The organism is Jiangella anatolica, from assembly GCF_003236295.1.
In the GTDB taxonomy this organism is placed as follows: Bacteria; Actinomycetota; Actinomycetes; order Jiangellales; family Jiangellaceae; genus Jiangella; species Jiangella anatolica.
The window spans coordinates 1-10546 of record NZ_POTW01000149.1 but is presented as its reverse complement, the minus strand read 5'-3'; the positions used below and the strand labels follow the sequence as shown (position 1 = coordinate 10546).

7 protein-coding genes are annotated in these 10546 nt (G+C 73.6%); all 7 read right to left on the bottom strand.

Features of this window, described 5'->3' with window-relative positions; all coding sequences use genetic code 11:
* Positions 1–550: 550 nt before the first annotated feature.
* Entirely contained in the window at positions 551–2920 is a 2370-nt protein-coding gene (locus C1I92_RS31775; protein ID WP_111258635.1) for a hypothetical protein, read from the bottom strand.
* Positions 2921–3066: 146 nt separating this feature from the next.
* Entirely contained in the window at positions 3067–5616 is a 2550-nt protein-coding gene (locus C1I92_RS31770) for a LuxR C-terminal-related transcriptional regulator (protein WP_111258634.1), read from the bottom strand.
* Positions 5617–5625: 9 nt separating this feature from the next.
* Positions 5626–6408, bottom strand: coding sequence for an NAD-dependent epimerase/dehydratase family protein (locus C1I92_RS31765; RefSeq protein ID WP_111258633.1), 783 nt, complete (start codon positions 6406–6408; stop codon positions 5626–5628).
* Positions 6405–7334: an SMP-30/gluconolactonase/LRE family protein gene (locus C1I92_RS31760; protein WP_111258632.1), complete on the bottom strand. Its 930-nt coding sequence runs from the start codon at positions 7332–7334 to the stop codon at positions 6405–6407. The genes C1I92_RS31765 and C1I92_RS31760 overlap by 4 nt, the downstream gene beginning before the upstream one ends.
* Positions 7331–8200, bottom strand: coding sequence for a fumarylacetoacetate hydrolase family protein (locus C1I92_RS31755; protein ID WP_111258631.1), 870 nt, complete (start codon positions 8198–8200; stop codon positions 7331–7333). The genes C1I92_RS31760 and C1I92_RS31755 overlap by 4 nt, the downstream gene beginning before the upstream one ends.
* 74 nt (positions 8201–8274) lie before the next feature.
* A complete protein-coding gene (locus C1I92_RS31750) occupies positions 8275–9471 on the bottom strand; it encodes a Gfo/Idh/MocA family protein (RefSeq protein WP_111258630.1) in 1197 nt (398 codons plus the stop codon).
* A 12-nt stretch (positions 9472–9483) separates the two neighbouring features.
* Positions 9484–10546, bottom strand: a 1063-nt coding sequence (locus C1I92_RS34180; protein WP_158564383.1) for a LamG domain-containing protein, incomplete at its 5' end; no start/stop codon positions are given.

Here is a 10546-nt window from a genome sequence, read left to right as displayed (position 1 = left end):
GGGAGACTCCCATCGCAGCGGCGATGTGGGCCTGGGGCCAGCCGGCCCGGTGGCGTTGAACGATCAGGCGGCGACCATGCACGGTCAGCCGGGCACTACCGTGGGACACGAGAACCTCCGGGTGGAGCGGGCCTTCGACAAGCCACATCCCATTCGGAGGTTCTCGTTCGTTCAACCAGGCTCGCCGCTACCAACGTCCTGGCCGGGTACAACTAGGCGTTCTCCCGCTCTACCACCCATGCATGCCCGGTAGAGCGGGAGAACGCCTGGTGGGCGGCCCGGGAAACGCCCCAGAATCTCACGGATCACGCCGGAGCCCTCAACGACGTCGCCGTGCCCGACGGGGCGTCACCACACTTCCCCCGTCCCCCTGATAGCTGCCCGTTCTTGGCGCGGGACCGCGGGTCAAGTACGCGGCCCGCAACCACAACGCAACAGTCACCAGCAGTGGCCGCGGACTTGAGGCGCGGTCCCGCGGCTAAGAAAATGGGCAGCAGGGGGACGGCAAACGTTCGCAGCCCCGCAGAGCCAACGGCAGCAACCCGGCCATCTACCCGGGCAGCAACCCGAGCCGGCGGGCGCGCAGCAAGGCCGCCGCCCGGTCCGTCACCCCGAGCGCCGCGTACAGCGACCGCAGCTGCTCCTCCACCAGGGTCGGCGCCATGACCAGCGCGTACGAGATCGCCGCCGCGTCCTCGTGCCGGTCCAGGGCCCGCAGCACCGCCTGCTGCCGGTCCGTCAGCGTCACCAGCTCGGCTCGCGCCGGATACGCAGCGCGCGCCGTCAGCACGGCAGGGTCGACGACGACACCCGACCGCTTCAGCAGTGTCTCCCGGACCTCCGCCGGCAGCAACGTGTACGGCCGCAGCGCCCCGGCCCGGCCGGCGAGCGCGGCGGCACGGGCGAACGAGTGGTCCGCCGTGCCGGACGAGCCGAGCGCCTCGGCCGCAGCGGCCTCGATCAGCAGCAGGTCGATCCGGTCCCGCAGCGTCGTGTCCTCCTCCCACAGCGCCGTCCCGGCGACGTGGCCGGCCAGCGCCGGTTCGCCGCGGATCAGGTGGAACCGGGCCAGTGGCGCCCGGGCCCACGTCGCGTCCGGACCGACGTCCCGCAGCAGCAGATCGGCGCGGTTCAGCTCGCCGAGCGCGAGCAGCAGCTCGGCCCGGCACCGGTCGAGGATCCGGGCGGAGAGGCCGCCGGCCGGCTGCGGATTCCGGGCGGCATAGCGGTCGGCGGCGGTCAGGGCGAGCATCGGGTCGCCGAAGCTCAGCGCGTACTGGGTCAGCGCGGCGACGATGAACGGCCACAGCTCGGCCTGACCGGTGTCGTCCTCGGCCTGCTCCAGCTCGGCGCGCGCGGCCGGCTCGTCCAGCCGGTCGACGGCGACGAACGCGGCGGCCAGGTGCGCGGGCAGCCGGACGAGGTACTCCAGCCAGTGCGCCGGGCCGCGATGCCGCTCGTAGACGTCCAGCCAGTACCGGGCGTCGCCGGTCGCGCCGCCCGCGGCGTGCGCCAGCGCGAGGTCGGCGGCCAGATGCGCGGTGACGGGGTGCGTGACGACGTCGTGGGCGGCGGCGTAGGCCTGGGTGCCGGCCGCGACGGCCCGCGACCCGTTCCCGCCGAGCAGCAGCGCCTGGGCCGACTGGTGCAGCGCCCACGCCCGGTGCATCGGCCAGACGTCGCCGGGCTCGCGTCCGGCGAGCTCCCGGTCCAGCCGCGCGGCGCCGGCGACGGCGCGCTCGTAGCGTCCGTCCAGGCGGTCGGCGACGATCGCCATCGAGAGCAGCTGCAGCTGCCGGTCGCTGGGCCGGCCGGGTGTCGCCTCCTCGGCCCGCAGCAGCGGCTCCCCATCGGCGCGGAACGCGCTGACCAGCGCCTGCAACGTCCTGACGCCGGGCGGGTGGGCGGCGAGGATGCGGGCGGCCGCCGCCGGCAGCCGCAGGTCCGGGTGATCGTGCAGCACCGAGCGGGGCAGGTCGCCGAATGCCGCGCCCAGGTCGTCGGCCCGCTCGACCAGCAGCGTGAGCCCGGCGGCGGTCCAGATCCGGGCCAGCAGCGACCAGTCGGCGGCGGCGCGGGCGTGCCGGACGGCCGCACCCGGCCGGTCCGTGTCCAGCAGCGCCAGCGCGAACCGGCGATGCCACTGCGCTGCCTCGTCGCCCTCGGCCCGCGCCGCGTCCCGCAGCACTGGCGGCATCGACCAGTCCCCGCCGTCGTCCGGCATGGTCAGCAACCCCGCGGCGCGCAGCCGTCCGGCCAGCTCGGCGCCGACGCCGGCGGCGTGCAGGTGCGCGGACGTGATCGGCTCGGCCAGCGCCAGCCGCGCCGCGGCGGCCCGCACGTCGTCGTCCAGCCAGTCGCCGAGGACGACCGCGCGCACGTAGTCGGTGGCCGAGCGGCGCCCGTCCGCGGCGGTCGGGGCGTCGATCATCAGCCGGGCCGGGAGCAGCCAGCCGCGGGTGTGCTCGTGCACGGCGGCCAGCCCGCACTCGCCCCAGGCGGCGGCCAGCTCGTCCGATGTGGCCAGCAGCTCCGGCCCGGTCAGCTCGGTGACGTCGAGCCCGGCCCGGTACGCCGCGGCGACCAGCGGCACCGGCCCACGAGCGCAGACCACCAGCCGCACGTGCGGCGCGGCGGCCAGCGCGGCGGCGACGGCGTCCGGCTCGGCCAGGTCGTCACCGCGGTCGACGACCAGCACCTGCGGACCGGCCCCGGCCGGAGCCCTTCCGTTCCCACCGGCTCCGGCCAGGGCGGCCCGCACACCGGCCGCGTCGTCGATCCACGTGACGGTGACGCCGGACCGGGCGTACTGCCGGGCCCACTCGGCGACCAGCGCTGTCTTGCCGGTCCCGGGCAGGCCGACGATGACGCAGAGCGCGGCCGGGTGGTCGAGACGAGCGAACAGCCGAGCTCGGGGCACCCTGCCGTCCGTCGGTCCTCGATCCACCCGTCCCCCGTGCTCCGCTCCTGTCATGCGTGTCCAGGGCAGCAGACGTGGTCCGTGGTACGGGTGCGGGTCTCGCGGAAATACCCCCGGTTCTTACCCCTTCGCCCCGGTCCGGACGATCAGAGCAGGCCGCGGCGACGACCCTCGGCCACGGCCTCGTCGCGGGCGGAGACGCCGAGCTTGCGGTAGATCGCGCGGCACTGGCTCTTCACCGTGCCCGCGGCGACGCCGAGCCGGCCGGCGATGGCCGCCAGCGTGTCCGGCGTCGCCAGCTCGGCCAGCACCGCCGACTCGCGCCGGGTCAGCGACACGAGCGCCTCCGGCTCGGGGAACAGCACCGGGAACCGGTCGACGTGCGCGCGCAGCCCGGCGCCGTCCGGGACCGCCGCGACCAGCGTGTGGAAGTCCGGCCGCGGCATGGCGGCGAACGGGCTGCGCAGCCCGGTGTCGTCGGACAGCGCGACGGCGTCGGCGAACTCGCGCGCGGCCGCCGTCCGGTCGCCGGTGCGCAGCCGCGCCGACGCCGCGATCAGGCCGAGGTGCAGCCGGATCCGGGGTGTCCCGCGATGCTCGTGCGCCGGCGCCGTGGCGATCGTCAGGGCCCGGGCGTGGTCGCCGTCGAGCAGTAGCCCGCGGGCCTTGGCCACCGCCAGCCTCGGGTACGGGCGAATCCGGCGCGACGGGATCAGCCGGCGGGCCTCGGCGGGCCGGCCGGCGGCGAGCAGCAGCTCCGCGTGCAACGCCGTCAGCATGGCCCGCATCGCGGCGCCGAGCGGCTTGCGGCTCTTCTCCGTCAGGCCGGCGTCCAGCACGCGCAGCGCGTCGGCCGCGCCGGCGGCGTGCCAGTGCTGCACCGCCCGCGCGTGCAGCACCAGCGGCCACCACTCGACCGTCGGCCAGTGCGGCATGACCTGCGTGAGCTCGTCGGCGGCGGCGTCGGGCCGGTGGTCCTCCAGGTGGACGTACGCCGCGCCGACGTGCTTGGGGATCGCGTAGAAGCCGGCGTTGAAGAACCGCGGCAACCGCGAGTCGACCAGCTCGGCCAGTGCGGCCCGGGCCAGCCCGATCCGGCCGGCCGAGGCGTGCGCGAGCACCGTCAGCGACTCCGGGTGCAGGCCGCCGCTGCCGCTTCCCCGGCGCTCCGGCGGCCGCTCGGCCAGCGCGCCGACGGCGTCGTCGACGCGGTCCAGCAGCAGGTGGGTCGAGGCGGTCTGGGTGACGATGAGCGGACGGAGGTAGTCCAGCTCACCGGTGGGGTCGGCGGCCCGCGGCAGCATCGCCAGCAGCCGGCGCAGCGCCGGCTGGACCAGTTCGTCGCGGCCGGCGAAGCGCAGGCCGAGCGTCAGCATGCCCTGGATCCAGACGTGGTCGACGCTGACTCGGCCGTGCGACGACAACCGCTGCCACTCGGCCGTCGCGACGCCGGCCGTCAGCATCCGGACCGCCTTGGCGACGTCGCCGTTCGCGTAGTGCGCGACCGCGGTGAACAGCGCGAGCAGCGGTTGCGCCCGCAGCACCGGCTTGGGCAGCTCGACCCGGCGCACCCAGCCGCGGTCCAGGCCGCCGGCGACCTCGCGGAACGCCTGGCCGAGGTGGACGCGGGCGCGCTGCCACTCCTGCGCGATCAGCGCGGACTCGAACGCGCCGGCACGGTCGCCGCGCTCCTCGTACCACGCGATCAGCCGCCGGTGCGCGGCCCGCAGCCGGTCGTCGTCGAGCCGCTGCCGCAGCGCGTCGCGGACCAGTGGCTGCAGCCGGAACCGCGGCTCGCCCAGGCCGTCCTCCCAGCCGCCGAGCCCACGCGCCTCGACGGCGGCCAGGATCGGGTGGTCGTCGAGGCGGACGCCGAGCAGTTCCGCCTGCCGCACGCTGACGCCGTCGACCACGGAGAGCAGGACGAGGTCGTCGAACCAGGGCAGCTCGGCCAGGTCGCCGACGAGCATCCGCTGCAGCCGGGAGAGGGTGTCGGCCTCGGCAGGGTCCGGCCACGGGTGCTCCGGTGGCATCCGCACCCCGGCGCGGACGGCCAGCGGCCAGCCGGCGCTCGCGTCGTGCACGGCGCCGATCTGCTCGGCCGTCAGCGGGCTGCCGAGCTGCTCGGCCAGCCGGGCCGACTCGTCGGGGGTGAAGGCGAGCTCATGGTGGCCGAGCGTGACGGCGTCGACGTTCAGCGCCGTCGCCGGGTCGGTCAGCTCACCGGCCCGGCGCGTGCCGACGACCAGCTCCAGCCGGGCGGTGTGCCGGACCAGCCGCAGCAGGTCGCGCTCGACCTGCGGGTCCGCGAGCTGCTCCGCGGCGTCGACGACCAGCGTGAGCGGCCGCCCGGCGGTATCGAGCAGTGGCGGCAGCAGGGTGGGCAGGTTGGCGACGGCGTCCGCGGACACCTCGACGCCGGCCAGCGCCGGGTCGACGGTGCCGAGCAGCGCCACCAGCCGCGACCAGAACCCCAGCCGGGTCGCGCACTCCTCGTCGACGGTGACCCAGACGGTCGCCGCGGTGGTGCCGCGGCCGGTCGCCCACTCGGCGAGCAGCGCGGTCTTCCCGTACCCGGCGGGCGCCTGGACGACCCGCAGCGGCAGCTCGCCCTCGCCCAGCGCCTCGAGCAGCCGCGGCCGGCTGAGGTGGTCGCGGGACTGCCGCGGCACGCCGACGCGCAGTGGCTCACTCACCCGCCGATGCTAGCGGCCCACCCCACGGTAGGACGGATCCGCGAACTGGCCGCCATGCACGGATGGTGCGGGATCGTCCGCGGAGAACAGCTCGGCATGGGCCTCGGCGTCATCGCGCGCGACGTAGCCGATGGAGGCGGCCGCCTCGTCGTTGTCCCACCAGCCGCGGGTGTTGGCCGACACGCCGTAGACGGTGAGGTAGCCGACCTCCGGCGCGACGACCGCGCACCGGACCAGCTCGACACCGTCGCGGTGGCTCAACCAGGCGCTGAGCTGGCGGAAGTCCTCCGGCTCCGGCCGGAAGCAGCCGATCCGCAGGTTGACCACCTCGAGGCCCCACTTGTCGTGGTAGAGCCGTCCGAGCGCCTCCCCGAAGACCTTGCTGACGCCGTAGTAGCTGTCGGGCCGCACGGGGTGTGCCGGGCCGACGCGCTCGGTCGCCGGGTAGAACCCGATGACGTGGTGCGAGCTGGCATAGACGACGCGGCGCACGCCCGCTCGCCGTGCGGCCTCGAAGACCGCGTACGTGCCGTCGATGTTGCTGGCCAGGATGTCCTCCCACGGCGCCTCGTCCGCGATCGCGGCCAGATGGACGACGACGTCGACGCCGCGCATGGCCTCGGTCAGCGCGGCGAGGTCATCGAGACGGCCCACGACGACCTCCTCGGTGGCGTCGGCGTCGATCGCCTCCTCGCGCACGTACAGCACCACCCGGTCGAACTGCCCGGCCAGGCCGGTCCGGAGCACCGTACCTAGACGCCCCGCGGCTCCCGTGTAGAGGACGCTGGTCATCGAAGGTCCTTTCCGGCGGCGGCGAGCGCGGCGGTGAGATCGGCCGTGAGGATCGTGCTGGTGTCGGACTCCGTGACGTAGACCCGTCCGCCGTCGTCGACGCAGACGTTCGTCGTCGCACGTCCGTGTCGCGCCTCGAACGCCACGAGGGGGAGACCGCGTTCGTCGTACACCCAGACCACACCCATGCCGAGGTGCGCGACGAGCAGCGTGCCGTCGGGGCCCTGAGCGATCCCATCGGGTCCGATGCCGCCGGACAACTGGATGAACCTGCCGACCTTCCGGGGTCCACGATGGCCCAGCGGCACTCGCCAGATCGAGTTGTCGCGGGTCACGGCGAGGTAGATCACGCCATGTTCCTCGTCCAGCGCCAGGCCGTTCGGGCTGGGCACGGCGTCGAGCACGGTCTCGAGGCGGCCGCCGGGACGGACGCGGTAGAGGCGGCCGGACGGGTCATGCAGGCCGGTGTCGCCCTGGTCGGTCACGTAGATGGAGCCGTCGGAGCCGACGACGAGGTCGTTCAGCCCGCGGAAGGGCCGGCCGTCGGCGCCGTCGAGCAGCACCCGCATGCGCGGTGTTCCGCTCCGCACACCGTCGACGAGGACGAGGCCGCGACGGAAGTCGGCCACGGCCAATGTGTCGTGGTCGAGCCAGGCCAGGCCGTTCGGTTCACCGTCGTACTCCAGCACGACCGAGAAGTCCCCCTGCGCGGCCATGTGCAGGATCCGTCCCCACGCCACGTCGACCATGTAGAGCCCGCCGGCGCCGTCGAGGACAGGCCCCTCCAGGAAGCACAGCGGAGCGTCGACACCGCGCTCCACCTGCGCCCACGGCGAGACCTTGCCGGGCACCGCCATCGCGTCCGGAACCCGTCCGAGCACCTGCAGCGGGACCGTCGCCGGCACGCGGAGCGAGGCGATCGTCATCGCGGAGCACCCTGGGCCCGGACCTGGTTGGTCAACGGCAGCAGGCCGTCGACGTGCGCCTCGGCCAGCACGCCGGGCGTCACCACACCGGCCCCGGGGGTTCCCGTCGAGATCACGTCGCCCGGGAAGAACGGCATCATCGCGCTGTGGAAGCCGACCAGCTCGGCCGGTGAGTGGGTCATGTTGCCGACGACGTCGCGCCGGATGTCCACGTCGTCCACCCGCGTCGCGATCTCGACGTCGGTCAGCTCGCGGCCGGCGAGGAACTCGTCGAGCGTCACGATCTCGGGGCCGAAGGAGAAGAACGTGGGAAAGTTCTTCGAGCGGGTGAGATAGCGCGGGTTGAGGGCGAGGATGTCCTCCGCCGTCTGGTCGAGGACGGCGCAGACGCCGAAGACGTGGTCCAGGGCGCGGGCTCGGCCGACCTCGGCCGTGTCACGGCCGATGACCAGACCGAGCTCGGCCTCCGTGGTGGTGCGCCGGCTCTGCCGCGGGATGACGATGTCGTCGCCGGCACCGATGATCGTGTGGCTGCCCTTGATGAACGACGCCGGTTGGTCCGGGGTGCTCTCGTGGAGATCTGCGGCATGGTCGCCGTAGTTCAGCCCGATCCCCCAGATCTTGCGCGGCCGCCGGTACGGCGGCCGGTACACGGCCTCGCCGGCCGCGACGAGGCGGCCGGCCGGCAACCGCGCCGCGAGACGGGCCAGCTCCGCCAGCTCGCCGGGCGGCCGCTGCTGCTCGATGAGCACGAGCAGGTCGCCGGCCAGTGCCGGGTCGACCAGGTCCAACGGCGCCCACTGGTCGCCATGGCACGCGACGGCGGCTTGCTCTCGGTCATCGACGAGCAGCGTGGCGAAGCGCAACGGACGCTCCCTCGGGGGTGTGGCGGCGGTCTACAGGATACGGAGCGACGGCTCGACGGCGGCGTGGAACCGGCTCACGCCGGCGGGTCGCCGAAGTCGTCGATCCGCAGCCGTTCGCCGCCTCGGCGGGCCGACTCGTGGGCGATGATCCCGGGCACCGTGTACCGGGCGGCCGCCCATGCATTGACCGGCGGCAGCGTCGCGGCGTCGACGGCGCGGGCGAAGTCGTCGACCAGGAACTGGTGCGTCCCCTCGTGGCCGTTCGGTGCGCCGTCGAACTCACGGGGCAGCCGGGCGGGGTCGTGCACGGCCGCGCAGCCGGACGCGAACGCCGCACGCAGTGCCGGGTCGACGTCGGCCAGCTCCGGCGCGTCCACCGGCAGTGTGGGCCGGGTCTCGAGCAGCTCCGAGACGTCGGTGACGCCCAACTTGTCCTGCCACAGGCTGACGGTGGCCAACTGCTCGAAACTCCCCTCGGTGCCGAAGTAGCGGAACCGGGACTCCCTGATGTAGCTCGGGTACCCCACCCGCCGCAGCTCGTTCGTGCGCATCGTGCCGCCGTCGGCGAGCTCGAACAGCGCCGTCGCGTTCGACACGTCGTTGTCGAACATGCTGACCTCGCGGTCGAAGACCCCGTCGCCGCGGGTGTCCGGAACGCCGAGGCAGCTGACGCTGACTGCGTGCGTCGGCAGGGCGCCCAGCACGCCGCCGATCGCGTGGGTGGAGTACAGCATCGGCGGGAAGCTCGCCGTCGGTTTCCAGTTCTCGCCGCCGCTGTACTGGTACGCCTCGTAGAAGCCCAGGTCCATGTCGTGGACGTAGTCGCCCTCGGCGTAGAAGACGCGGCCGAACCCGCCCTCCGCCAGCTTGCGCCGCGCGAACACCGTCGCCGGGTTGTAGTAGCTCGTCTCCGCCATCATGTAGGTGAGCCCGGTCGAGCGCACCGCGTCGATGATCTCCGCGACCTCCTCCACGCTCACCGCCATCGGGACGGCGCTGAAGACGTGCTTGCCCGCCTTCAGCGCCGCCACCACGAGCGGCCCATGGGTCCATCGCTGGGTCATGACGGCGACGGCGTCGACCGGCGAGCGGAGCAGCTCGTCGTAGGTCGCCACCGTTCCGGCCAGCCCGTAGGTCTCCGCGAACCGCTTCGCCCGCTCGGGAAGAAGGTCGGTCACGTAGATGTCGGAGATCGCGGGATGGAGGCCGAACAGCCGCGTGAGCGAGCCGGCGAACTGTCCAGCACCGACGATGCCGAGCGAGAACGTCATGGGTACCCGTCCTTAGGCGCTGAGGTAGATACGGCTGTAGTCCCACTCGTAGTAGGTGCCCTGCAGCGCCGACGCGGGGAGCGAGTGGTTGACGGAGGCCACCTTCGTGTGTCCCCAGCCGCCGTCGAAGATGAAGCTCATGTTGATCGGCTGGGCGCCCTGGACGCCGCCGACGGTCCAATGAATGGTCCCCCACTGGACGAGGATCCCGTCCACGAAGATCTCGTAGGTGTCGTCGGCCCGGTAGAGGCACTGCCAGACGTGGTACTGAGTGCCGTCGAACGACGTGATGCCGCGCGATGCCATCGCCGCGCCCCAGTTGGCGTGGTAGTAGACGGAGTTCGTGCCGCCGACGACGCCGCTGTGCCAGAAGCGCCCGTCGTAGTTGGTGTTGCCTCCGCCGTTGTCGTAGCCGAACGACTCGACGACGTCGATCTCCGCGCCGCGCTGCCAGATGTTGCCGCAGGTCCAGATCGCGAACCAGAAGTACGGCGGCGTGACGTAGCGGACCCGCGTCTCCCACAGCAGGTCCCGGCCCAGCAGCGATCCGCCGTTCGCGGCGGTCCACTTGGCCTGGAACGAGCCGGAACCGGCGTTGTGCTGGGTCGGCGTCACAGTGGTGGCGCCGTTCAGCGGCACCAGGTGGGTGCGCATCGAGTACGGGTGGAATGTGCGGACCGGGCGGTTCGGATCCTGGATCGGCTGCCCTGGCAGCGCGTTCGCCGCGTCGGGGGCGACCATGACCGCGCCGTAGTTCGTGCCGTTCCCGATCGTCCCGAACTGGTCGTGGTACTGGAACTCCTGGTTCAGCGAGCTGATGCCGGTGAGCGTGCCCGCATGGCCGAAGTCCCAGTTCTTCACCAGGACGGGGTTGTCCAGGCCGATGTCGTACGCGGGGCCCGGCCCGCTCGCGGCCCGGTCGATCGTGCCACCGCCGAGCGTGGGACGGGGGCGACGGGAGAAGTTCGGCGTGGCGGCGGCCGCTCGAGGCAGGCCGAGTGCGGCGGCGCCGGCGCCGGCGGCCGCGAGGCCGAGGACACGGCGGCGGCCGAGCAGCGGGGAGTGGTGGGGGCTG